The following is a 24,743-nucleotide window of genomic DNA, read 5'->3' on the forward strand; positions in this document are numbered from 1 at the left end:
ATGAGCTTGCCCCGAACCGTCAGGATCGTTGAGGTCGGCGCACGTGACGGCTTGCAGAACGAGACCACCGAGGTTCCGACCGCGACAAAAATCGAGCTTATCGAGCGGCTGGCTGCAGCAGGACTGAGAACGGTGGAAGCGGGCGCTTTCGTCTCACCCAAAAAAGTGCCGCAGATGGCGGGGTCGAAAGAGGTGTTTAGAGGCCTCGAAAGGCGAGCGGGAACGGCCTATCCGGCGCTTGTTCCCAACATGAGAGGTTTCGAAGCTGCCATTGAAGCCGGTGTCACGGAAATCGCGGTTTTCGTGTCCGCCTCCGAAGGTTTTAGCCAGCACAACATCGGCTGTTCGCGCGCCGAAAGCCTAGACCGTCTGCGCGACGTCGCGGATGCCGCTGCCGTGCGAAATATCCGCATGCGCGGTTACCTTTCCTGCATTGCCGGCTGCCCCTATGACGGAGCAGTTGCGCCCGATGACGTGGCGGCGATGGCCGATGCCCTTGCTGCGCTCGGCTGCCATGAAATCTCGCTGGGTGATACGATCGGCATCGGCACGGCGGGCCAGATCCGCAACATCATCGAGCGGGTCTCGGCACATATCGCGCTTGAAAAACTCGCCATGCATTTCCACGATACCTACGGACAGGGCGTCGCCAACGTGCTGGCTTCGCTTCAACAGGGCATAACGACGTTCGACAGTTCCGTCGCCGGGCTGGGCGGTTGCCCCTTCGCGCCGGGCGCGAGCGGCAACGTCGCCACCGAAGACGTCATTTATCTGCTGGCGGGACTTGGCATAGAAACCGGCGTCGACCTGATGGCCGTGGCGACAACCGGTGACTGGATAAGCAGGCATCTCGGCAGGTCCAATGCAGCGCGTGCCGGCAAGGCACTTCTCGCCGCGAAACGGAAGGGTGAAGCCCATGGCAAATGAGGTGTTGAGCGAGAAACGCAAGGATGTTCTGTGGCTGACGCTCAACCGACCGGAGGTGCATAATGCCCTGAATGCCGCGATGACCGATGCGCTCACCCATGCGATCCGCGCAGCCTCCGGCGACCATGGCCTGCGCGCCGTTGTGATAACGGCAGCGGGAGAACGCAGTTTCTGTTCGGGTGCAGATCTGAAGGAAAGTGCGGGCGGCATGTTCCTGTCCCGGGACGGCACGAACCCTATAGCCGACGTCATGCGCGCCATAGAAGGCTGCGACAGGCCCGTCATCGCCCGCATCAATGGCCGGGTTCTGGCGGGCGGGCTTGGCCTCGTTGCCGCCTGCGATCTCGTCTATGCAGCCGATCATGCCGAATTCGGCCTGCCGGAGGTGAAGGTCGGTCTTTTCCCCGCCATGGTCGCAGCGAAACTTCTGGCAAAAATCCCATTGGGCGGGCTTCAGGAAATGGCTTATCTCGGCCACACGGTCAGCGCCAGTGAGGCGACACGTCTCGGGCTCATAAACCGCGCCGTTCCCCTCGCCAGCCTCGACGGCCTGATCGAAGAGGTTCTTGCAACGCTGCGGCACAATGCACCGGGTGCCATCGCGGCCGGAAAGGCCGCGCTGCTCGCAATGCGCGACATGCCGTCGGCGGAACGGCTCGTCTTCGCCGAACGCATCATCGCCGTCGTCAGCGGCAGTGATGAGGCGCGGGAGGGACGTCTGGCCTTTGCGGAAAAACGTCCCCCGCGCTGGACCGGCAAGCCCTGAGGCCAGACAGGCAGGGTGTGTCGATCGCCAACTCCGTTAATCGATATAATGGGTTGACCGCGTTGACCCCGTTTCACAAATCGCGTTCTATCCAGCACCTTTCGCCGGAGGGTGATCGGGAAGCCGGAGGAGACCCTATGCGCCTTGTAAAAACTGTCGCCGAATTGCGCGATGCGATCGCCGTCTTTCGCCGCGCCGGCAAAACCGTCGGCTTCGTACCGACGATGGGTTTCCTCCATATCGGTCATTTCACGCTGGTTTCCAGAGCGAAGGCGGAAAACGACGTGACGGTGGTTTCCATCTTTGTCAATCCGCTGCAATTCGGCGCCAATGAGGATCTGGCCCGCTATCCGCGCGACCTCGCCCGCGACAGCGCGCTTCTGGAGGAAGCTGGCGTCGACATTCTTTTCGCGCCCGAAGTCTCGGAGATGTATCCGCGTCCAATGGCAACCGTCGTTGACGTGCCGGAACTCGGCAGCCAGCTGGAAGGCGCGGTTCGGCCGGGGCATTTCGCCGGTGTCGCAACCGTGGTGACGAAGCTTTTTAATCTCGTTCAGCCAGATTCGGCCTATTTCGGTGAGAAGGACTATCAGCAGGTAACGTTGATCCGCCGCATGGTCGAGGACCTCGCCCAGCCGGTCAGGGTCGTTCCCGTCACAACCGTGCGGGAGCCGGATGGGCTCGCCTGCTCCTCACGCAACGTCTATCTGAGCGCCGAGGAACGCGCCGCCGCCGTAATCGTCCCGCGGGCGCTGAACGAGGCGGAACGGCTTTATGACCTGGGATTGGATGACCCCGCCGCGTTCGAAGCGGCTCTCGAAACATTTATCGCCGCCGAGCCTTTGGCATGTCCCGACGTCGTTGCGGTACGCGATCCCGATACGCTGGCACCCGTTGCTTCCGTGCAGGCAGGGCCAATATTGGTGGCGCTGTTCGTGCGCCTCGGCAGCACAAGGCTTCTCGACAACCGCGTCATCGGCCGCGAGAGAACAGAGAAAAGGGAGGCCGCCCAATGAGCGCCCATGGAAAACAAAAACGGCTGACGACGGCCTCCATCCGGCAGATGAAGGGCGAGGCGCGCATCGTTTGCCTGACCGCCTATACCACACCGATCGCCCGCCTGCTTGACCCGCATTGCGACCTGCTGCTGGTAGGCGATTCCCTCGGCATGGTGCTCTACGGCATGGATACCACAGTCGGCGTGACGCTGGACATGATGATCGCCCATGGCCGCGCCGTCATGCGCGGCGTCGAACATGCCTGCGTCATCGTTGATCTGCCCTTCGGAACCTATCAGGAATCCAAGGAACAGGCCTTCCGCAACGCGGCACGGCTGATGCAGGAAACCGGCTGCGACGGCGTGAAGCTGGAGGGAGGCGAGGAAATGGCAGAAACCATCGCCTTCCTGGTAGCCCGCGGCATTCCCGTCTTCGGCCATGTCGGTCTGATGCCGCAGCTTGTTCACACGGCCGGCGGCTTCCGCTCGCTGGGGCATTCTGATGCGGAAACGCAAAAGATCTGGCGTGACGCGATTGCGGTGGATCAGGCGGGCGCCTTCGCCATCGTCGTGGAAGGCACAGTCGAGCCGCTGGCCCGCGAGCTGACGGAAAAACTTGCCGCGCCCACCGTTGGCATCGGCGCATCGCCAGCCTGTGACGGACAGGTGCTGGTTTCCGACGACATGCTCGGCCTCTTCACCGACTTCAAACCGAAATTCGTCAAACGTTTCGCCGATCTGGGCCCGACGATCTCCGAAGCGGCGGCGGCCTATGCCGATGAGGTTCGCGCAGGGGCGTTTCCGGGGCCCGAACATACGTTTCAGGTGCGCCGACAACCGCCTTCTGGGACGTCGTGAAGGCGCAGCGGGCGGGGGCGCTTCGTGACCAACACCTTCACCTTCGTCATGCTCGGGCCTCTCCCGAGCATCTATTACCGATCGATTTTATGCAAAGCAGGCAGATCCTCGGCACAATGCCGGGGATGACGTCGAGATTGAGGCAGGGTGTGTAGTCAGCCTCGGCTCCCCCTGTTCCAACGACACCGAATTTATACAATCCCGCCGCTGCCGCCAACCGAAGCCGGGCGCTTCGCCGCAACCTGCTCGCGATAGCCGCTTGCCCGATAAGCCGCAATCGGATCAATCGCGCCGCCTGCCAGTTGCCGCGCCTGAGCGAGAATCGGTTCGACATCGGTGCGATAGGCCCGCTTCAGCACATCTGAAGCCATCAATGCATCATTGTCCTGCTGGTAGCCGTCAAGAGCCACACGATCCACCAGCAGCGCCTGCGCATAGGCGCGACGGATTTCGTTGGCGCTGGAGATCAGGCTTTCGATCGGGTCCGTCACATTATGCGACTGATCTATCATGTGGGCGGGATGGAAACCCTTCACCCCGCGATGTTCGGCGTCGACAAGTTCGTTGAAAACCAGGAACAGGCGGTAAGGGTCGATTGAGCCGGCATCCAGATCGTCATCGCCATATTTGCTGTCGTTGAAGTGGAAACCGCCGAGCTTGCCGAACTGTATCAGCCGGGCGACGATCATTTCGATATTGGTGTTGGGCGCATGGTGACCAAGATCAACGAGGCAGAAGGCCTTGTCGCCGAGCGCGTTGGCGATAAGATAATTGGTGCCCCAATCCTGCACGACGGTGGAATAAAAGGCCGGCTCATACATCTTGTGTTCGGAAAAGATGCGCCAGTCATCGGGCAGCGCCTTGTAGATGTCGGCCATTGCGGCGAGATAACGCTCGAAACTTCTGGTGAAATTGCTCTGTCCGGGGAAGTTGGAGCCATCACCCACCCAGACCGTCAGGGCCTTGGAGCCGATGGCCCTACCGATTTCGATACATTCGAGATTGTGTTCCACCGCCTGCCGGCGTGTGGCGGCTTCGGTGTGGCTGAGCGAGCCGTATTTGTAGGAATGGCTCTGGCCCAAAGCATCCGAAAACGTGTTGGAGTTCATGGCGTCGAAGCCGAGACCCAGCGCATCCGCATGGGCTTTCAGGCGTTTCGGGTCTTCCTTGTCCCACGGAATATGAAGTGAAACATTGGGCGTCGCCCGCGTCAGCTGGTTGATGACGGCGCAGTCATCGAGCTTGTCGAAAATGCCGCGCGGTTCGCCCGCGCCGGGAAAACGGGCAAAACGGGTTCCGCCGGTGCCGACGCCCCAGGAGGGCACGGCAACGAAAAATTCGGCGACCCTGGTTGTGACGGCCTCGATATCGATATTGCGGCGCGCGAGCTGGTTGCCAAGCGCCTGATAATCGTCCTTCAAAGCAGCAGCGCGCTTTTCGTTTTCAGCCGCGATCACATCGGCGGCGATTGTCGTCTCGGTCATTTTTTCCTCCCGAACGATGAACACAACAGGTGCTTCGACCCGCGACACCACCACCCCGTCATTCCGGCCTTGAGCCGGAATCCAGCCAGCCCAAGTCTTTGGGCTGAGAAGACTCTCCCGCCGAGCAGATACGCGACTGCTGGATTCCGGTTCAAGGCCGGAATGACGGAGGTGGGACCTGCCGGACGTCTACCGCGTAAAACTCTGCGCATTACCCGCATCGACATTGATGATGTTGCCGGTGGACTTTGCGGAGGCGTCGGACGCCAGGAAGTAGATCGCCTCGGCGATATCTTCCGGAAAGACATTGAGTTTTAGCATGGAGCGCTTGCGGTAATGTTCCTCCAGGTCGGTCACTTCGATCTTGGAAGAGGCCGCGCGCTGCTCGCGCCATTCGCCGCTCCAGATCTTCGAACCGCGCAGCACGGCATCGGGATTGACGGTGTTGACGCGAATGCCGGCCTCCGCCCCCTCAAGCGCAAGGCAACGGGCGAGATGAATTTCTGCCGCCTTCGCGGTGCAATAGGCCGAGGCATTGGGCGAAGAGGCGAGGCCGTTCTTGGAAGCGACAAAAACAACGTTGCCGCCGAGATTCTGGCGCCGCAGCAGCCGGAATGCTTCTCGCGAAACGAGGAAATAGCCTGTCGCGAGAATGTCGATATTCTTGTTCCACATGGCAAGCGTCGTATCTTCCACGGGAGCGGAAGAAGCGATGCCGGCATTGGAAACGAGGATATCCACGCCTCCGAATTCCACACTCGTTTCCGCGAAGGCGGAAATCACTGCATTCTCCTGCGTCACGTCAAGCTTGACGGTACGCACCGCATCCGCGCTATACCGCTTGACGAAATCGCCCTTCGCAGCCTCCAGTGCCGCTTCGTCGATATCGGCCAGCACCACACAGGCACCCTCGCCCGCCAGCCGCTCCGCCGTTGCCCGGCCGATACCGCCGGCGCCGCCCGTAACGAAGGCCACGCGGCCCGCAAGGCTCTTCGGCTTCGGCATGCGCTGCAGCTTCGCTTCTTCCAGCAGCCAATATTCGATATCGAAGGCTTCCTGCTCGGGAAGACCCTGATACTCCGACACGGTGGACGCGCCACGCATGACATTAATGGCGTTGACATAAAATTCGCCAGCGATGCGGGCCGTGGCCTTGTCTTTAGCGAAAGACAGCATGCCGACGCCGGGGATGAGGAATATCACCGGGTTCGGATCACGCATTTTCGGCGAATTATCGTGGCGGCAAGCTTCATAATAGCGCGTGTAATCCGCGCGATAGTCCTCCAGCGCCTTGTCTAGGCTGGCCGTCAGCGCATCCACATCTGGATTTGCGGTATCGAGATCAAGGATCAGCGGACGAATTTTCGTGCGCAGGAAATGGTCAGGGCAGGATGTGCCCAGCGCACCGAGCGGTTTCAAATCCTTCGAATTGACGAATTCCAGAACGGCATCCTGATCGTCAAAATGGCCGAGCTTGCGTTCTTCACGGCCGATGCGGCCACGGATTTCCGGCATCAACCGGGCAGCGATGGCCCGACGTTCGGCAACCGGCAGGCTTTTGGCCACTGCCCCGCCGAAGATCACCTTGCCTTCGGTCTTTTCCGCGAACCATTCGATCGCCTTGTTGATGATGGCGAGCGTCAGTTCGTAACACGCCTTGGCGTCGTTATCCCAGGTGAAGAGGCCGTGGCTTTCCAGCACGACGCCCTTGGCTTTCGGATTGGCCTTGACGAAAGCTTCCAGATCAAGGCCCAGCTGGAAACCGGGGCGACGCCAGGGCAGCCAACCGATGTCGTCGCCGAAAATCTGCTGCGTCAATTCCTTCGAGTTTTTCGAGGCGGCGATAGCGATGATTGCATCGGGATGCATATGATCGACATGATCATAAGGCACGAAACCGTGCAGCGGCGTATCTATGGAGGCCGCGCGCGGATTGAGGTTGAAGGTGCAATGCGGCAGGAAGCCGACCATGCGGTCCTCATCCTGAACACCCTTGTAAATGCCTTTCAGCGCTTCCAGCTTGTCGAGATAAAGCGTTGCAAAACCATCAAGCTTGATGGTGCCGACATCGCCGCCGGAGCCCTTCACCCACATGACGCGGACCTTCTCGCCCGTCAGGGGATCGGTTTCAAGCACCTTTGCCGATGTGTTCCCGCCGCCGTAATTGGTGATGCGCTTGTCGGCACCGAGCAGGTTGGAGCGGTAAAGAAGCTTTCCCGGCTCATCGAGCGTCCCGGCATAAGCATCGTCCCAACGGCTTTCGAGAAGGCGGGATGTTCCCGTCATGTCTTCCTCCCACATGGTCTTCATTCGCGAACCGACACCGGTCCGCCTCCTTTGACGGCAGGTATCGCGCATCCAAAAGCCCAATGTCAATCAAAAACGATCATAAATTTTCATGTTGCAGCGCGATATTGATTAATTTGATCGTTGTTGATTGACAACGTAAAGAGATTGCGAATAATCACGATCAGGAGGACCAAATGCACGAACGCGAACGCCATCGCATCATCTTGAGCGCCATACAGGAAAAACCTGTGGTGACGGTGCAGGATATTGCGGAATTGACGGATGCGTCGGAAGCGACCATTCGGCGGGATATTGCGTCCCTGCACGTGCAGGGCAAATTGCGGCGCGTGCGCGGCGGTGCGGAAGCGGTGCATCCGCCGCAGCTCGGCAATCTGGCCGCGCGGCCTTTCCGCGTGTCCGAATCAGTCAATATCGACAAGAAACGCGCAATTGCGCGCAAGGCGGTCGATCTCTGCAATGATGGCGATGCGATCATCCTGAATGGCGGCACCACGACATTCCAGATGGTGCATTATATGGCGGCGCGCCGCCTGCAGGTGATGACCAATTCTTTCGCCATCGCCGAGCATCTGGTGAAGCATTCCAAATGCAATGTCAGCGTGCCGGGTGGCGCGATCTATCGTGACCAGAGCCTGATCCTGTCACCCTTCGAGAATGACGCAATCCGCAACTTCTATGCACGGCGGATTTTTCTCGGGGCGCAGGGCGTGGGTGCGCTCGGCATCATGGAATCCGACGCGCTGGTCATACAGAGCGAGCAGAAGCTGATGCGGCAGGCGGAAGAGCTGATCGTGATGGTCGATTCCTCGAAATTCAGGAAACGGTCCAGCCTCATTCTCTGCCCGCTCGAGAACGTCTCGACCATCATCACCGATGACGGGATTTCTGACGAGGCGGCAAGGATGGTGGAAGATGCCGGGGTAGAGCTGCTGATCGCCGGCGCCGTGGCGGACGCGAAAACGGCCGGTCCGCCGGATGAGGAGAATTCTTCGTCGGTCGCTTGAGGAGCGCCGGCAGGGAAGTTGCAAGGTTCAAAAACGGGAGGAAAAGGGACATGAAACTTACACGCAGAACATTGACGAGCATACTCGCGCTCGGCGCGGCACTCTCCGTCGCCGGCCTCGGCGGCGTTGCACAGGCCGCCGACGTGAAGATCGCGCTGGTGGTGAAATCGCTTGGCAACGGCTTTTTCGAAGCCGCCAACAAGGGCGCACAGGAGGCCGCAAAGGACCTCGGCGGAGTCGAGATCATCTATACCGGCCCGACCAGCACAACGGCGGAAGGCCAGATCGAAGTCATCAATTCGCTGATCGCGCAGGGCGTCGACGCCATTGCCATTTCCGCCAACGATCCCGACGCCGTGGTTCCGGCGCTGAAGAAGGCGGCGCAGCGCGGCATCAAGGTGATTTCCTGGGATTCCGGCGTTGCGCCCGAAGGACGGATTCTTCAGCTCAACCCCTCGTCCAACGCGCTGATCGGCAAGATGTGCCTGCAGCTCGCAGCATCGCATCTGGAAGGCGGCAAGGGCGATTTCGCCATTCTTTCGGCTACCACCACCTCCACGAACCAGAATATCTGGATCGATGAGATGAAGAAGCAGCTGAAGGACTTCCCCGGCCTCAACCTCGTCACGACGGTCTATGGCGACGACCTCGCCGACAAGAGCTACCGCGAAGCACAGGGCCTTCTCTCCTCGCAGCCGAATGTGAAGGTCATCGTCGCGCCAACGACGGTCGGCGTTCTCGCCGCTTCGCAGGCCGTGAAGGATGCCGGCAAGATCGGTCAGGTCTATGTCACCGGTCTTGGCCTGCCTTCCGAAATGGCCGGCGCCATCAAGTCGGGCGCGACCAAGGAATTCGCCATCTGGAACCCCATCGACCTCGGCTATTCCGCCACCCAGATCGCCTATCGCCTCGTGAAGGGCGAAACCGACGGCAAGCCGGGTTCGGAAATTGAAGCCGGCCGTATGGGCAAGATCAAGGTTGGTGAAAACAGCGAAGCGGCGATGGCTGATCCGTTTGTTTATGACGCGAAGAATATCGATCAGTTTTCGAAGATTTTTTGATCTGAGAAGTTGCTGACCGCGGGCGGAGGGTTACCCCCTCTGCCCTGCCGGGCATTTCCCCCTAAAGGGGGGAGATCGACTCGCGGATAAGTTTCGCCCATCTCGACATTTGCGAATGAAGTGGTGGTAGAGCCTCCTGCCGATCTCCCCCTCGAGGGGGAGATGCCCGGCAGTGCAGAGGGGGTAGCTCCTCGCCGCTTCACACAAACCGACCGGTAAGACGAATGATGCGTGCCGAACCCCAAATCCTAAACGCTGCAGAAGCTCCCAGCGCCACGCCCATTCTCGAAATGCGCGGCATCAGCCAGATATTCCCGGGCGTCAAGGCGCTGGATGGCGTCGATATTGCGCTTTACCCCGGCAAGGTCACCGCCCTGATCGGCGAAAACGGCGCGGGCAAATCCACGCTCGTCAAGATCCTCACCGGCATCTATCGCCCGAACGAGGGCGAAATCCTTCTCGACGGCCAGCCCGTCAATTTTCACAGCGCACAGGATGCCATCGATGCCGGCGTGACGGCCATTCATCAGGAAACCGTGCTGTTCGATGAGCTTTCCGTCGGTGAAAACATCTTTCTCGGTCATGCCCCGAAGGGCCGTTTCGGCCTGATCGACTGGAAGACCATCAATACGCGTGCCAGAATTCTGCTTGAACAGCTCGAAAGCGCCATCGATCCGACGATCCGGCTGAAAGACCTGTCGATCGCACAGCGCCACCTCGTCGCCATTGCCCGCGCCCTGTCGGTCGAGGCGCGCATCGTCATCATGGACGAACCGACCGCCGCCCTTTCGCGCAAGGAAATCGATGATCTCTTCCGCATCGTCGAAAACCTGAAGCGGCAGGGCAAGGCTGTTCTCTTCATCAGCCACAAATTCGATGAGGTCTATGAGATTGCGGAAAACTATGCCGTCTTCCGGGACGGCAGGATGGTGGGCGCCGGCACGCTCACGACCACCCCGCAGGATGAAATCGTTCGGCTGATGGTTGGCCGTGATGTAACGAATGCCTTTCCAAAGCAGGCTGTTACGCTGGGTCCCACGGTTCTTTCAGTCCGCGATTACTCTCATCAGACCGAGTTTCGCGATATCTCTCTCGAGCTACGCAAGGGCGAAATTCTTGGCCTTTACGGGCTGATCGGCGCCGGGCGTTCGGAGCTTTGCCAGTCGCTGTTCGGCATCACCCGCCCGGCATCGGGTGAAGTGATGTTGAACGGCCAACCCATCACAATCCGCTCGCCGGAAGATGCCATCCGCGCCGGTATCGTTTACGTGCCGGAGGAACGCGGCCGCCACGGCCTGGCGCTCGACATGCCGATCTACCAGAACATGTCGCTGCCTTCACTTACTCGCACCTCGCGCAAGGGCTTCCTGGCCGCCGCCAACGAATTCGCGCTTGCGCGCAAATATGCCTCGCGGCTCGATCTGCGCGCCGCCGCCCTTTCGGTGCCGGTCGGTACACTTTCAGGCGGCAACCAGCAGAAGGTGGTGATCGGCAAATGGCTCGCCACCCAGCCAAAGGTCATCATTCTCGATGAGCCGACAAAGGGCATCGATATCGGCTCCAAGGCAGCGGTGCACGGCTTCATCAGCGAGCTCGCGGCCGAAGGCCTGTCGATCATCATGATCTCGTCCGAACTTCCCGAAATCCTCGGCATGTCCGACCGCGCCATCGTCATGCGCGAAGGCCTGATGGCGGGCCAGTTCGAACGCGCCGATTTTTCCCCGGAAAAGCTGGTGCGCGCCGCCACCGGCAATGCCTGAGAGGGGCTAACATGCAACGTCTACTCAAAAACCGCGAATGGCTGCTGGCGGGTATCATCATCGTCATGATCGCCGGTTTTGCGATGCGCGCCCCCGGCTTCGGCCGGCCCGGCAATCTCGTCAACATCTTCAACGATACCTCCATTCTCATCATTTTGGCGCTGGGCCAGATGGCGGTCATCCTTACAAAATCCATAGACCTTTCGGTCGCAGCCAATCTTGCCTTTACCGGTATGGCGGTGGCGATGACCAACGCTGCCTTTCCGGGCATTCCGCTGCCGCTTCTTATCGTCATGGCTGTCGGCATCGGCGCGTTTCTCGGCTCGCTCAACGGCGTTCTGGTCTGGTGGCTCGGCATTCCGCCCATCGTCGTCACGCTTGGTACACTCACCATCTATCGCGGCATGGCCTTCGTGCTTTCGGGCGGCGGCTGGGTGAATGCGCACCAGCTATCCCCCACTTTCCTCAACGTGCCGCGCACCATGATTCTCGGCATGCCGGTCCTTTCCTGGGTGGCGATCCTCATCATCGCCGGCGCCTGGCTGGTGCTCGGCCGGACTTCCTTCGGCCGCTCCGCTTATGCCTCGGGCGGTAATCCGAGTGCAGCCGTTTATGCGGGCATCGATGTCGGCCGCACGCGCTTCTTCGCCTTCGTGCTCTCGGGCGCGCTCGCCGGTCTCGCCAGCTATCTCTGGGTGTCGCGTTACGCGGTTGCCTATGTCGACATCGCCGCCGGCTTCGAACTGGACAGCGTGGCGGCAAATGTGATCGGCGGCATCTCGATTGCGGGCGGCATCGGTTCGGTGGCGGGTGCCGTGCTCGGCGCGCTGTTCCTCGGCGTCATCAAGAACGCGCTCCCCGTCATTGGCATCTCGCCCTTCGCGCAGATGGCGATATCAGGCGTCGTCATCGTGCTCGCCGTCGTCTTCAACGCCCGCGCCGAAGCCAGGAAAGGCCGCATCATCCTGCGGGACCGCGCCGCAGGTGATCAGCCCACGGAGGCCGCTACATGAGCACGCCATCCCATTCAACACAAAGCCCGCGCATCATTCCCGACAAGCTGGGAACACCTCTACGGCGCATCATGGGCAGCTGGGAAGTGCTGCTGCTCGGCGTCGCGATCCTGATCTTCATCGCCAATTCGCTGGCCTCGCCCTATTTCCTCAATGCCTGGAACCTGTCTGATGCGACCTTCAATTTCACGGAAAAGGCCATCATCGCATTTGCCATGGCGCTGCTGATCATCGCCGGTGAGATCGATCTCTCGGTCGCCGCCATCATCGCGCTCGCGTCCACCGCCATGGGCGCTGCGGCGCAGATGGGCGTCGGCACACCGGGCCTTGTTGCGATCGGCATCGGCACCGGGCTTTTGTGCGGCGCCTTCAACGGGTTCCTGGTCGCCGGGCTGAAACTGCCGTCCATCGTCGTCACCATCGGCACCATGAGCCTGTTTCGCGGCATTTCCTATATGGTGCTGGGTGATCAGGCCTATGGCAAATACCCCGCCGATTTCGCCTATTTCGGTCAGGGTTACGTCTTCTGGGTGATTTCGTTCGAATTCGTCCTGTTTATCGCCATGGCCATTCTCTTCGCCATTCTGCTGCATGCCACCAATTTTGGCCGGCAGGTCTATGTGATCGGCAACAACCCGTTCGCCGCCCGTTTCTCCGGCATCCCCGTCGAGCGGGTGAAGTTCATCCTCTTCCTGCTCACGGGCCTGATGAGCGGCATTGCCGCCGTCTGCCTCACCTCGCGGCTCGGTTCGACGCGGCCGTCGATTGCTCAGGGCTGGGAGCTGGAGGTCGTGACGATGGTTGTGCTGGGCGGTGTGTCGATCCTCGGCGGCTCCGGCACCATCGCAGGCGTCGTCATCGCAGCCTTCGTCATGGGCCTCGTCACCTTCGGGCTTGGTCTTTTGAATGTGCCCGGCATCGTCATGTCGATCTTCGTTGGCCTGCTGCTGATCATCACCATCGCCATCCCCATCGTTGTCCGCCGCCTTCGGTCCATGAGAAGCTGAGCCATGACGGAACTCGAAAAATACGCCTTCAAGATGAAACTCTTTCCGGGAAAAGAGGCCGAATATAAAAAGCGCCATGACGAGATATGGCCGGAACTGGCGACGCTGCTGCGCGAGGCAGGGGTGAGTGACTATTCCATTCATCTCGACCCGGAAACCAACATCCTTTTCGGCGTGCTGACGCGCCCGAAGACCCATCGCATGGCGGCTCTGCCAGAGCATCCCGTGATGAAAAAGTGGTGGTCCCACATGGCCGATATCATGGAGAGCAATCCCGATAATTCGCCGGTCGCAAAAGACCTGGTGACGGTGTTCCATCTGCCATGAGCAAGAGCACCAGACCGGACCGCGTCGCGGTCATCGATATCGGCAAGACCAACGCCAAGGTCGTCGTCATCGACACCGGCAGCGGCGAGGAGATTGCCAGCAAAAAACAGGCGAACCCTGTCCTCCGCGATGGAATTTATCCGCATTACGATGTGGAGATGCTCTGGCGCTTCATTCTCTCCACGCTTCAGCGTTTCGGCCAGAAGCCCGGCTTCGATGCGATTTCCATCACGACCCATGGCGCTTCGGCAGCACTTCTCGATGGGAACGGCGACCTCGCCATGCCTGTGCTCGATTATGAACACAGCTATCCCGCAGCCATTGAGGAAGCCTATCACAACATCCGGCCCGATTTTGCCGAGAGCGGTTCACCACAGCTTCCCGCCGGGCTGAACCTTGGCGCGCAAATCCATTTCCAGAAGACGGCCTTTCCGAACGATTTCGCCAGGGTGCGCAGCATCGTTACCTATCCACAATATTGGGCGGGACGTCTGACCGGCATTCGGGCCACGGAAACGACCTCGCTCGGCTGTCATACCGATCTCTGGAACCCGCCCCGGAAGAGCTTCTCCTCGCTCGTCGAGCGTCTCGGTATCGAGACGTTAATGGCGCCGGTCCGCTCCGCTTTCGATGTCCTGGGTACAATCCACCAATCACTGGCAATCGAAACCGGCCTTTCGCCGCATATGCCGGTCTATTGTGGAATCCACGATTCCAACGCCTCGCTCCTGCCGCATCTTCTGCGCCGCGACGGTGATTTTTCGGTCGTCTCCACCGGCACCTGGGTGGTGAATTTCGCCATTGGCGGTGCGGCGGGTGCGCTCGATCCCATCCGCGACACACTCCTGAATGTCGATGCTTTCGGCCGTCCCGTTCCCTCCTCCCGCTTCATGGGCGGCAGGGAATATGAAATGCTGGCACAGCAATTCGGAGAAGCAAAAGACGAAGCAATAGACGCAGCTCTCGGCGGCGTTGTGGCCAGGGGCATGATGCTGCTGCCGAGTGTTGTCAGCGGCTCCGGCCCGTTTCCCGACAAGACGGCACAGTGGCTCGGCGATAAAAACGCCACCGCTGCAGAGCGACACGCGGCGACATCGCTTTACCTGGCGTTGATGACGGAATTCAGCCTTTCGCTCATCGGGCGGAAAGGTCCCATCCTTGTCGAAGGCCCTTTCGCCAGCAACGCCCTTTATCTGAAGGCGCTGGCCGGCTTTGCAGAGACGGACGTAACGGCGGTCGAAGGATCAACCGGCACCAGCGCGGGCGCGGCCCTGCTCACCGGTATCAAACCGCTTGCCGGTCGAGAGCGCCATTTCACGCCGCACGACATTCCCGGTCTCACCTCTTACCGCAATGTCTGGCGTAACCACCTCGCCTGATGCGAAACGCAAAATGCGGCCGAATGATCGGCCGCATTCTGATGTCGCAAAAGTATCAGCCCTTGATGAAGGCCAGCAGGTCGGCGTTCAGCACATCGGCATTGACGGTGAGCATGCCATGCGAGAAGCCGGGATAGGTCTTCAGTACGCCGTTTTTCAGCAGCTTCACCGATTTCAGGGCGGAGTCGGCGATCGGAACGATCTGGTCGTCTTCACCGTGCAGAACAAGCGTCGGAACGCTGATATTCTTCAGGTCCTCGGTCTGGTCGGTTTCCGAGAAGGCCTTGATGCCGTCGTAATGGGCCTTTGCACCACCCATCATGCCCTGACGCCACCAGTTCTGGATCACGCCTTCATGCACGGTCGCGCCATCGCGGTTGAAGCCATAGAACGGGCCGGCCGGCACGTCGCGGAAGAACTGGGCACGGTTTGCGGCAAGCGCTGAGCGGAAGCCGTCAAAAACCTCCATCGGCAGGCCTTCCGGATTGGCTTCGGTCTTGACCATGATCGGCGGTACGGCGGAAACGAGAACCGCCTTGGCGACACGGCCGGCGGGTTCGCCATGCTTGGCGACATAACGGGCAACTTCGCCGCCGCCGGTGGAATGGCCGATATGGACGGCATTTTTCAGATCGAGCGCTTCGACGACGGCAAAGGCGTCGGCGGCGTAGTGGTCCATGTCGTGACCATCCGCAACCTGGGCGGAACGGCCATGACCACGGCGGTCATGGGCGACAACACGAAAACCCTTGGAGACGAAGAACAGCATCTGCGCATCCCAGTCATCGGACGAGAGCGGCCAGCCATGGTGGAAAACGATCGGCTGGGCATCCTTCGGGCCCCAGTCCTTGTAGAAGATTTCGGTTCCGTCTGTCGTCTTAACAAAGCCCATGATCGTTTCTCCTTCGGTTGCGTTGGAATCTCAGGTGCATCCTGTTGTGCGCCGGTTTGATGGAGGGATAATGACGAAGGAAAATGACTTCAACAATTACAATAATAATTCGGAATGAATTGCATTTTTTGCAATAATAATAGAGCTGCCCGCTGCCAGATGAATTGCGGCACGGGCACTGAACGGCATGAAGCTCCAAAGGTTGCACCAGATGGCGCAAGCGGTTGGTAAATGATTGCGGGCAGAACGCTTAGCGCCTGCCCGCAGCTTGAAACAAACTCTCCAACGTCACCCTTGGCTTGAGATGCCCGGCTTTCAATCCACCTCGGGATCGTACTCCCTCGGGCTGTCATCCCGGGAAAACAGCACGCAAGGACCGCGAGAGCCGCGCGGATCATAGGCATAACCCTTGGCGGTGAGTGCCTGCATGATGTCGCGGACGCCGGCGAGACCGTAGAGGTGGTCGTGCAACTCGACGAATATCCGCTCCACGCCGCTCAGGTCGGCCCTGCCTAGCAGATCGCGTTCCGCACCCTCGATATCCATGACGAGCGCTGTAATGCCGCGGCTCGCGATGAATTCATCGATGTTGGCGGAGGAGATTTCGATGCGTTTTTCATAGGGACCCTGATTTTCGTCCATGGACGACATCCAGAGATCCCTGCGAACGTAAAAAGAATAGGAGCTCGGCTCGTCGGCGGTAAGAAGCCCCTGCGAAAACACGACGTTGCCCCGGCAATTGGCCTTGATCACCCGCTCGGCCAGCGCCGCAGTCGCGGGGTTGGCCTCGAAAGCCCATACGGAAACATCCTTGATGCCCGCAATGATCGACGTAATGATCCCGATACCGGAACCCAGTTCCAGCACCCGATCACCGGGCTTGATGGCTTTCAGGACGCTGCGAGCCTCCTTCGCCTCGTAGCTGCCGTCGGTCAGCGCCTGCCAGATGACGGGCGACACCTCATCGGAAGAAAGAGGCAGGGCAACTCCATGCACGTCCAGTATTTCCATGTCTCAAACCTTTTCGCAAAATCCGGTCGTCTCGCCGCAACGGTCCCGTATCAACCGAAAATGCTCTACAGCATCGTTGCGGTAACCGGTATGGGTTTTCGCGAGCGACAGTATCACTTGGTAAAAATTCCAATGGCCGCCAGGACAGGCGCGTCTCAGGCAGAGCTCCAGGCGACGAGCTCCTTGGCCGGCAGCGGCCTGCTGATCAGATATCCCTGAACCTGGTCGCATCCCAGACGCCTGACGCATTCATATTGCTCTTCCGTCTCGATACCTTCCGCAATCGTCGTCATTCGCAAACTGCGGCCGACGCCGACCACGAATTCCACGATCGCCAGCGCATCCCGGTCGCTGGTGATATCGCGCAGAAAGGATCGGTCGATCTTGATCTTGTCGAAGGGGACGCCGCGCAGATTGGCGAGCGATGAATAGCCAGTGCCGAAATCATCCATGGCGATCTTGATGCCGACTGCCTTCAACCGCGACAGCGTGTTGATCGTCTGGTCGCTCTTGTTGAGCAGGATCGATTCGGTGATCTCAAGTTCGAGCCGGCTTGGTTCCAGTCCGCTTTTCTCAAGCGCGCCCATGACGTTTTGAATAAGGTTGGTACTGTGGAACTGAACGGGCGACAGATTGACGGCCACCTTCATGTCCTCGTCCCAGCCCATCGCCTCGCGGCAGGCGGTTTCCATCACCCACTTTCCGAGCGAATGGATGAGACCGGTTCTTTCCGCGACGGGAATGAACACACTGGGGGGCACATCGCCGCGCACCGGATGTTTCCAGCGAAGCAACGCCTCGAAGCCGCAGAGCTTGCGTGTCTGCGTCGCCACCTGCGGCTGGTAATAAACTTCCATCTCGTCGTTCTGCAGTGCCGTCTGCAGATCGGCTTCGAAGGATTTCTTCTCGGTCAGCTGCTTCTGCATCCGAACCTTGAAAACGCTCGCACGGCCTGGGCCGATGGCTTTCGCCTCGTAAAGCGCCAGATCCGCCCGCTTGAACAATTCATCCGCATCCACTGCACCGTGCGATATGGCGATGCCGATGCAGGTGCCGATTTTGACCTCCTGCTCACCCAGCTGATAGGTGCGGCTGATCTGATCGATGAGCTTGGTGGCAAGCCGGCGCGCGGCGTCCTCATTCAGATCGTCGGAGACAACCGCGAACTCATCGCCTCCAAGGCGGCAAACCATGTCATAATCGCCGCCGATGGCCGAGAGGCGCTGCGCCACGGCCTGAAGCAGCGCATCGCCTGCATCGTGGCCGAGCGTGTCGTTGACATCCTTGAACCCGTCGAGATCGAGCAACAATATGGCTGTCGTACCGGTGCCACCGAAGGACCGGCGCAGCCGCTCGATCAGTTCCTGCCGGAACAGCGCCCGGTTCGGCAGGCCCGTCAGCGCATCATGATAGGCATCATGCTCCAGACGGACATTTTTTGCCTGCAACTCCAGCGTCGCGGCGCGCAGATCGTCCGTCAGCCCGCGCATGCTTTTCTGCGCGCGGTTCAGGAGATCGTTCTGGCGAAGCAGCAATATGACAAGCGCGATGCCGCAGAGGATGAGACCGCCCGCCAGCGCCGTATAGACGATGTGGAGCTTGCGGACATCCTCATGGGCGGTATCGATCAGATTCACATCATACGCGACGGAAGACGAGGCAAGCGTCGTCATCGGCGCATCCAGCGCGCTCATAGCGGCAAGAAGATCCGGCACATCGCTCGAATTCAAGCTGTTTATCTGCTGTTCGAGACGCGCCAGAACGGCGTCAAGGCGGGTTACCAGATCCCGCCATTGCTGCTTTTCATTGATGAAAGCGCCGAGGTTGCCCTGCTTCAACAGCTCCAGGCGACTGAGCATGATATCCAGACGCAGCTGCAATTCATCCCGGTCAACCCTGCCGGGATTAAGCGCGAACACGGCGAGTTTATTCTGGAGGCGCAGATATTCGGCTACGGTCTGGCTGACGGCCCATGAGTCATTATAGCGGGCGAACTTCTGCAGAGCGGTCTGCCGCTCGGCAATGACGAAAGCGATATAGCCCGTTGCCAGGACGAAGCAACAGATGATCACCGCCACAAGTTTTCGCAAACGGCACCTTTATTCCACTATCAGTTTGGCGACTTGCCATGCGGACCGCGAATAATAAGTCTGCTTCTGCAGTTCCGGGTCGCTGTCATAGGGATAGATGACAAACAACGGGCCCTTTTCGCGTACTGTCATATAGTTGCCATCCAGTTTGATGGCGAGGATAACATTGAATTTCTTAAAGTCTTCAACCGGTATCGTGCTCACATAATCGTTGAGAGCCACCGCCGTGACACTGGTGCCCTTTGCGCCGACGACATCCATCAGCTTGGCAAGCGACACACCGTCAAAGCGGACACGCCCGTCGTGCCACGGTGTCGTCGTCTCCACGGTGTCCATGCCGAGCGCTTCCAGCATGTCGCGGTCAAATTCCGCAGCTCCCTCGGTATTGGTGTTGGTGATGTTGCCGGATATGGTTAATATCGGCTTTCCCTGCGGCTTGGCTATGTCTCCCGCCTCGGCACAGGAAAGCCACAAGAGCGACATGAACGCACTGAGAAGTACCCGGGCGAAATTCATAATGTTTCTCCATCGATAACGTTCAGGTCGAGGGTTTTCGCCAACCCTGGAAGGTCAAGGGAACCGCCAACAGCATATATATCAGGAACCGATGTTATATCCTCACTGAGATTTTATCCGTATTTTCTCTAGGTATTGAGTAAACCCTTTGGATAATTTTTCCGTCTTATTGTACTTTTTGACGTTGCGCGCCCTGTTATGACGCAACCGGCAACGCCGCGCACCGCCCGCCCCTGATCCGTCCAGCGTGACCACGGCCGAATTGTGGCCGAATTTCCACCGTTTCCTTACGCAGCAACGTGATTCGCGCCCGCCGTTGCGGCCGGAAACGGCATCGACTTCCATGACGGCACAAACGGTGAATGATGGTTCCGCGTCACATAAAAATCATGGCATTACCTCGGGCAAGCGGTTGAAACATACCGCCCGGAACTTAATATAAGCACTGTCGTTTCCGTTTCCGGCAGTCCACGACCTCCGCCGGAAAAGCCCAGACACCTGTTCCACGCTGCGAAAGCTGCGACGCCGGATTTCGTCCGGCCAGGAAAAATTCTGTTCACCTCTCCGGGCCGGGCGGCATGCGCCGTATCGGCCGCATCATGAAGGTAGCCCCTATGCACACCTATCCCGACATCAAACTTCTCATTGGTGGCGAATGGCGCGATGCCGTTTCCGGTAAGACAATCGCCGTCTCCGATCCGGCGACGGACGAAATCATCGGCGCGATTGCGCATGCCGAGAAGGAAGACCTCGATCTGGCGCTCGCCGCCGCCGAGCGGGGTTTCAAGGTGTGGCGCGACACCTCGCCTTTTGAGCGCTCCAAGATCATGCGCAGGGCGGCCGACATATTGCGCGAGCGCAAGGACAAGATCGCCTACATCATGACCCGCGAACAGGGCAAGCCGCTGGCGCAGTCCGCCACTGAAATCATGGGCGCGGCCGACACCATCGACTGGTTCGCAGAAGAGGCGCGCCGCACCTATGGGCAGGTCATCCCGGCGCGGGCAACCGGTGTCTCACAGCTTGCCATCAAGCTGCCGGTCGGACCTGTTGCAGCGTTTACGCCATGGAACTTCCCGATCAACCAGATCGTCCGCAAGCTTTCCGCCGCGCTTGCAACCGGCTGCTCCATCATCGTCAAGGCGCCGGAAGAGACGCCGGCGTCGCCTGCCGAACTCATCCGCGCCTTTGTTGATGCGGGCGTTCCGGCGGGCGTCGTCGGCCTCGTCTATGGCGTACCGTCAGAGATTTCGGAATATCTCATTCCGCATCCGGTCATTCGCAAGATATCCTTCACAGGCTCCACGCCCGTTGGTAAACATCTGGCTGCACTGGCCGGCAGGCACATGAAGCGCGCAACGATGGAACTGGGCGGCCATGCGCCTGTCATGATCTTCGACGACGCCGATATCGACAAGGCCATCGAAGTCACCTCGCTTGCCAAGTTCCGCAATGCCGGCCAGGTCTGTGTCGCCCCTACCCGCTTCCTTGTGCAGGACGGCGTGGCCGATCGGTTCCTTGAAGGTTTTGTGGAAGCAACCAAGGCAATCAAGGTGGGCAATGGCCTGGAAGACGGTGTTGTGATGGGCCCGCTCGCCAATGAGCGTCGCATCCCGGCGCTGGAAGGCCTCATCAACGACGCCGTTTCGCATGGCGGCGAATTGAAGACCGGCGGCCGCCGCATCGGTAACAAGGGCAATTTCTTCGAGCCGACGGTTCTCGCCAATGTGCCGACATCAGCCAGGATCATGAATGACGAGCCCTTCGGCCCGGTCGCCATTATCAACCGGTTCTCAAGCTTCGATGACGCCATCACCGAGGCGAACCGCCTGCCCTTCGGCCTTGCATCCTATGCCTTCACCGGTTCGGTCAAGACCGCGCACGCGCTTGGCCAACAGGTCGAGGCCGGGATGCTGACCATCAACCACAACGGCCTTGCTCTTCCCGAAGTCCCCTTTGGCGGCATCAAGGACTCCGGTTATGGCACGGAAGGCGGCTCCGAAGCGGTCCAGGCCTATCTGGAGACGAAGTTCGTGAGCCAGATGAGCTGATTTTCCCAGAAGAGTCTTCTCCCCGCGGCGGAGAAGGTGGCCCGAAGGGCCGGATGAGGGGGCAAGCTCGCGACTTTTCGCTAACCTTGCCCTCTTCATCCCGCTACCGCGAACTTCTCCCCCGGACGGGGAGGAGACGTTTGTGGCACGCGCTCAGTCCGTCAGCAGTATTCGAAAGCGACTTAGTCTTCCCTTGCCTCGCCTCTCCTCCTGCCCTAAAAGAACAAAAAGTGAACTTTGAGGACATTATGAGCGACACGGCGGCACCGGCACTGAAGGAAATCTTCAACCACGAGAAACTGCAGCATATCGCCGATCAGACCAGGGCCGTTCATCCGCCCTTCGACGTTTCCGCCTTCATGGCGCTCGCCACCGAAAACCTTGAAGCGCTGGGCATCATGCAGCGCATGCGGCAGGTGGCAACAAGCCTGCATGCGACGCTTCCCGGCGACTATGCCCGCAACATCGAAATCCTCACCGCCGCAGTGCCCGGCATCGGCAACGGTTTCGCTTCGATTTCGCTTCCGGAGTATGTCGCGCTTTACGGCCTTGATAATTTCGATCTTTCCATGGACGCGCTGCAATATTTCACCCGCTTTGGCTCCTCGGAATTCGCCATCCGGCATTTCCTGCAAAAGGACCTGATCGCCACCCTTGCCGTGATGGAAACCTGGTCACGGCACGAAAATGAGCATGTGCGGCGGCTTGCAAGCGAAGGCTGCCGGCCTCGCCTGCCATGGTCATTCCAGCTCAAGCCCCTGATCGATGATCCCTCGCCGGTTACCGCGATCCTCGACACCATGAAAGCAGACCAGGCGCTTTATGTGCGCAAATCCGTCGCCAACCACCTGAACGACATCACCAAGGACAATCCCGCTTTTGTGCTGGCGCTCATCGATGAATGGCCGAAGGACAACCCGCATACACGCTGGATCATGCGGCAGGCCTTGCGCACGCTGATCAAGAAGGGCGACACCGCAGCGCTTGCCCATCTCGGGGCGCATGAGGAGGCGCAGATTACACTTGCGGCGTTCGAGGTGTTGCCGGCAAAAGTCGCTCTCGGCAATCCGGTGCGGATTTCCGCCTCTTTCACTTCGACGGCGAAGAGCCGGCAAAAGCTGGTGATCGATTACGCCGTGCATTATGTGAAGAAGAGCGGCGATGCCTCCGCGAAGGTCTTCAAGTGGAAGGAAGTCGAGCTTCTGCCCGGCGAGACATGTACATTGTCAATCAGCCGCGCCATACGTGATTTTACGACCCGCAAACACTATCCCGGTGTCCACCGGGTCGACCTTGTGATCAACGGCAGGCTGATAGCCGAAAGCGCATTCGAACTTCTGTTTTAAGCGGGCAAAGGCCCTTGGCGCCTTACGGCGCCGGGAAAATCTTCGCCCGGCGAATGATGACGGAACCGCGATCTCCGGCGGCGACGTCGTTTTCGGGCGGCACGTCGAATTCCAGAATATCGCCGCCGTCGGTACTGGCGATCACCCGGCGCTCACCGGCGCGGTCAAGGACGCGCTCCACGGACGCCGGTATGCCGTCATGCAGGTCTTCCCACTCCAGATCGCCGGGACGCGCGTAAATATCAACCGCGCCATCGCCCTGAGCATAGGAGAAGGGCAGTTCATTCTCACCCACATACACCTTTCCGCCCCGCGCCACACCGGCAACCCGGTTGGCGTCGCCCAGAAAGCGCATGACGAAGGCACTGTTCGGCTGGCGGCAGACCTCCTTCGGCGTGCCCTGCTGCACGACTTCGCCCTGATTGAGAATGACAACCCGGTCGGCCAGATCGAGCGCCTCTTCCTGGTCATGCGTCACGAAAATCGTCGTGATGCCGAGCGAATCGTGGATCTCGCGCAGCCAGCGGCGCAGGTCGCGACGCACATTGGCGTCCAGCGCTCCGAAAGGCTCATCCAGCAATAGTACCTTGGGATCGACCGAAAGCGCCCGCGCCAGCGCCACGCGCTGCCGTTGGCCGCCGGAAATCTGCGCGGGAAAACGGTCGCCCAGGCCATCGAGCTTCACCAGTCGCAGCAATTCTTCGACGCGCGCGGCGATAGCCGCCCTGTCCCGGTTCACCTTCGAGACCTTCATGCCGAAGGCGATGTTTTCGTTGAGCGTCATATGCGGAAACAGCGCATAATGCTGGAACACAAATCCGACACCGCGGTCACGCACCGGAATATTGGTGGCATCCTCCTCCCCGAAGAAAATCTGGCCGGCATCGCTATATTCGAGGCCGGCGACCATGCGCAAAATCGTCGGTCTTGCCGGAGCCTGACGGACCGAGCAGCGCCAGAAGCTCGCCGCTTTCGATAGCAAGCGAAACATCGCGCACGGCACGGAACGTATCAAAGGTCTTCACCACATTTTCGAGGCGGATTTTCATGGGAATCAGGTCTCCGTGGCGATGGCGGCATCGCCGTTGGTCTTTTTACGCCCGCGCCCTGCGCCGCGCCGTTCCAGCGCCACCTTGGCGATGATGGTGACGACGGCGAGGGTCGCGAGGATCGACGCCGCGGCGAAAGCGCCAGCCGTCTGGTAATCGTGATAAAGCAGCTCGATATGCAGCGGCAGCGTATTGGTCTGACCGCGAATATTGCCTGACACGACCGATACGGCGCCAAATTCCCCCATTACGCGGGCGTTGCACAGCACGACACCATAAAGCAGCGCCCATTTGATGTTCGGCAAAGTCACCGAAAAGAAGGTTCGCCAGCCGGATGCGCCAAGCGAGGTCGCCGCCTCCTCGAGATCACGACCCTGCGCCTGCATGAGCGGAATGAGTTCACGCGCCACGAAAGGTGCCGTCACGAACATTGAGGCGATAACGATGCCGGGAAGCGCAAACAATATCTTGATATCATGCGCGTCGAGGAACGGCCCGAACAGGCCCTGCAAACCATATACGAAGAGATATGCGACACCGGCAACGATTGGTGAAATCGAGAAAGGTATCTCGATCAGCACCAGCAGGAAGCGCCGGCCCGGGAAATCGAACTTGGTGATGGACCATGCCGCTGCAACACCGAAGGCCGTATTGACCGGCACGGCGATCAGTGCGGTCAGCACCGTCAGCATAATGGCGTGACGAGTATCCGGATGGGTGATGGTGGCCGAATAGGCCTTCCAGCCCTGCGAGAACGCTTCGACACCGATGATGACGAGCGGTGCCACAACGAGAAGCGTGCCGATGATGAGCACGAAGGCGATCAGGCTGCGGCGCACAAGAGGTGCATCGCCGACACGGGGCGGTTTGCGATGTGAGGAAACGCCGCTCATCT

At 59.7% G+C, this 24,743-nt stretch carries 20 protein-coding genes and 1 pseudogene; 13 read left to right on the forward strand and 8 right to left on the reverse strand.

Annotated elements, in window-relative coordinates; translation table 11 throughout:
- The 4 genes from QE453_RS02190 (at window position 1) to panB (ending at window position 3,548) form a co-directional block, all read left to right on the forward strand.
- Window positions 1–927, forward strand: coding sequence for a hydroxymethylglutaryl-CoA lyase (locus QE453_RS02190; protein WP_309776288.1), 927 nt, complete (start codon window positions 1–3; stop codon window positions 925–927).
- A complete protein-coding gene (locus QE453_RS02195; RefSeq protein WP_153775853.1) occupies window positions 917–1,693 on the forward strand; it encodes an enoyl-CoA hydratase-related protein in 777 nt (258 codons plus the stop codon). Before QE453_RS02190 ends, QE453_RS02195 begins: the two co-directional genes overlap by 11 nt.
- 137 nt (window positions 1,694–1,830) lie before the next feature.
- Entirely contained in the window at window positions 1,831–2,709 is an 879-nt protein-coding gene (gene panC, locus QE453_RS02200; protein ID WP_309776289.1) for a pantoate--beta-alanine ligase, read from the forward strand.
- Window positions 2,706–3,548 carry a 3-methyl-2-oxobutanoate hydroxymethyltransferase gene (panB, locus tag QE453_RS02205; protein ID WP_135855597.1) on the forward strand — a complete coding sequence of 281 codons (843 nt, stop codon included), beginning with the start codon at window positions 2,706–2,708 and terminating at the stop codon, window positions 3,546–3,548. The genes panC and panB overlap by 4 nt, the downstream gene beginning before the upstream one ends.
- 191 nt (window positions 3,549–3,739) lie before the next feature.
- Here panB and rhaI read toward each other — a convergent pair whose 3' ends face one another.
- Both rhaI and QE453_RS02215 read right to left on the reverse strand, forming a co-directional pair.
- Window positions 3,740–5,032, reverse strand: a complete 1,293-nt coding sequence (rhaI, locus tag QE453_RS02210; protein ID WP_309776290.1) for an L-rhamnose catabolism isomerase — start codon at window positions 5,030–5,032, stop codon at window positions 3,740–3,742.
- A 189-nt stretch (window positions 5,033–5,221) separates the two neighbouring features.
- Window positions 5,222–7,318, reverse strand: a complete 2,097-nt coding sequence (locus QE453_RS02215; protein WP_220359850.1) for a bifunctional rhamnulose-1-phosphate aldolase/short-chain dehydrogenase — start codon at window positions 7,316–7,318, stop codon at window positions 5,222–5,224.
- A 197-nt stretch (window positions 7,319–7,515) separates the two neighbouring features.
- On the opposite strand from QE453_RS02215, the gene QE453_RS02220 reads away from it, so the two are divergent.
- From QE453_RS02220 to QE453_RS02250, 7 genes are all read left to right on the forward strand, one after another.
- Complete coding sequence (locus QE453_RS02220) at window positions 7,516–8,346, forward strand: DeoR/GlpR family DNA-binding transcription regulator (protein WP_004445548.1); 831 nt, start codon at window positions 7,516–7,518, stop codon at window positions 8,344–8,346.
- A gap of 50 nt (window positions 8,347–8,396) precedes the next feature.
- Window positions 8,397–9,407 (forward strand): rhamnose ABC transporter substrate-binding protein, encoded by a 1,011-nt coding sequence (rhaS, locus tag QE453_RS02225; RefSeq protein ID WP_035211982.1) that lies wholly within the window; start codon window positions 8,397–8,399, stop codon window positions 9,405–9,407.
- Window positions 9,408–9,631: 224 nt separating this feature from the next.
- Window positions 9,632–11,167 carry a sugar ABC transporter ATP-binding protein gene (locus tag QE453_RS02230; protein WP_309776291.1) on the forward strand — a complete coding sequence of 512 codons (1,536 nt, stop codon included), beginning with the start codon at window positions 9,632–9,634 and terminating at the stop codon, window positions 11,165–11,167.
- Between the two features lie 11 nt (window positions 11,168–11,178).
- Window positions 11,179–12,180: an ABC transporter permease gene (locus QE453_RS02235; protein WP_006698475.1), complete on the forward strand. Its 1,002-nt coding sequence runs from the start codon at window positions 11,179–11,181 to the stop codon at window positions 12,178–12,180.
- Entirely contained in the window at window positions 12,177–13,187 is a 1,011-nt protein-coding gene (locus tag QE453_RS02240; protein ID WP_135855595.1) for an ABC transporter permease, read from the forward strand. The genes QE453_RS02235 and QE453_RS02240 overlap by 4 nt, the downstream gene beginning before the upstream one ends.
- Before the next feature lie 3 nt (window positions 13,188–13,190).
- Window positions 13,191–13,514 (forward strand): L-rhamnose mutarotase, encoded by a 324-nt coding sequence (gene rhaM / locus QE453_RS02245; RefSeq protein ID WP_309776292.1) that lies wholly within the window; start codon window positions 13,191–13,193, stop codon window positions 13,512–13,514.
- Window positions 13,511–14,893 carry an FGGY-family carbohydrate kinase gene (locus QE453_RS02250; protein WP_034497084.1) on the forward strand — a complete coding sequence of 461 codons (1,383 nt, stop codon included), beginning with the start codon at window positions 13,511–13,513 and terminating at the stop codon, window positions 14,891–14,893. Before rhaM ends, QE453_RS02250 begins: the two co-directional genes overlap by 4 nt.
- Window positions 14,894–14,948: 55 nt before the next feature.
- On the opposite strand, the gene QE453_RS02255 is transcribed toward QE453_RS02250, so the two are convergent.
- The 4 genes from QE453_RS02255 to QE453_RS02270 form a co-directional block, all read right to left on the reverse strand.
- Complete coding sequence (locus tag QE453_RS02255; RefSeq protein WP_309776293.1) at window positions 14,949–15,785, reverse strand: alpha/beta hydrolase; 837 nt, start codon at window positions 15,783–15,785, stop codon at window positions 14,949–14,951.
- A gap of 315 nt (window positions 15,786–16,100) precedes the next feature.
- The gene (locus QE453_RS02260; protein WP_006698480.1) at window positions 16,101–16,796 is read right to left on the reverse strand and encodes an FkbM family methyltransferase; all 696 of its coding nucleotides are present in this window, start codon (window positions 16,794–16,796) and stop codon (window positions 16,101–16,103) included.
- Window positions 16,797–16,951: 155 nt separating this feature from the next.
- Window positions 16,952–18,874 (reverse strand): bifunctional diguanylate cyclase/phosphodiesterase, encoded by a 1,923-nt coding sequence (locus tag QE453_RS02265; protein WP_006698481.1) that lies wholly within the window; start codon window positions 18,872–18,874, stop codon window positions 16,952–16,954.
- A 21-nt stretch (window positions 18,875–18,895) separates the two neighbouring features.
- Window positions 18,896–19,402 (reverse strand): molybdopterin-dependent oxidoreductase, encoded by a 507-nt coding sequence (locus QE453_RS02270; protein WP_309776294.1) that lies wholly within the window; start codon window positions 19,400–19,402, stop codon window positions 18,896–18,898.
- Between the two features lie 614 nt (window positions 19,403–20,016).
- On the opposite strand from QE453_RS02270, the gene QE453_RS02275 reads away from it, so the two are divergent.
- Together QE453_RS02275 and QE453_RS02280 are read left to right on the forward strand one after the other, a co-directional pair.
- Window positions 20,017–21,453, forward strand: coding sequence for an NAD-dependent succinate-semialdehyde dehydrogenase (locus QE453_RS02275; protein WP_309776914.1), 1,437 nt, complete (start codon window positions 20,017–20,019; stop codon window positions 21,451–21,453).
- Window positions 21,454–21,701: 248 nt separating this feature from the next.
- On the forward strand, window positions 21,702–22,799 hold the full coding sequence (locus QE453_RS02280) for a DNA alkylation repair protein (protein ID WP_309776295.1): 1,098 nt from the start codon (window positions 21,702–21,704) through the stop codon (window positions 22,797–22,799).
- 22 nt (window positions 22,800–22,821) lie between these two features.
- Here the strand turns inward: QE453_RS02280 and QE453_RS02285 are convergent.
- Both QE453_RS02285 and cysW read right to left on the reverse strand, forming a co-directional pair.
- Window positions 22,822–23,848 (reverse strand): annotated as a pseudogene (locus QE453_RS02285) (sulfate/molybdate ABC transporter ATP-binding protein).
- Window positions 23,849–23,853: 5 nt separating this feature from the next.
- Window positions 23,854–24,741: a sulfate ABC transporter permease subunit CysW gene (gene cysW / locus QE453_RS02290; protein WP_006698486.1), complete on the reverse strand. Its 888-nt coding sequence runs from the start codon at window positions 24,739–24,741 to the stop codon at window positions 23,854–23,856.
- Between the last annotated feature and the right edge of the window lie 2 nt (window positions 24,742–24,743).

Source organism: Agrobacterium sp. SORGH_AS_0440 (genome assembly GCF_031453135.1).
Classification (GTDB): Bacteria; Pseudomonadota; Alphaproteobacteria; order Rhizobiales; family Rhizobiaceae; genus Agrobacterium; species Agrobacterium pusense.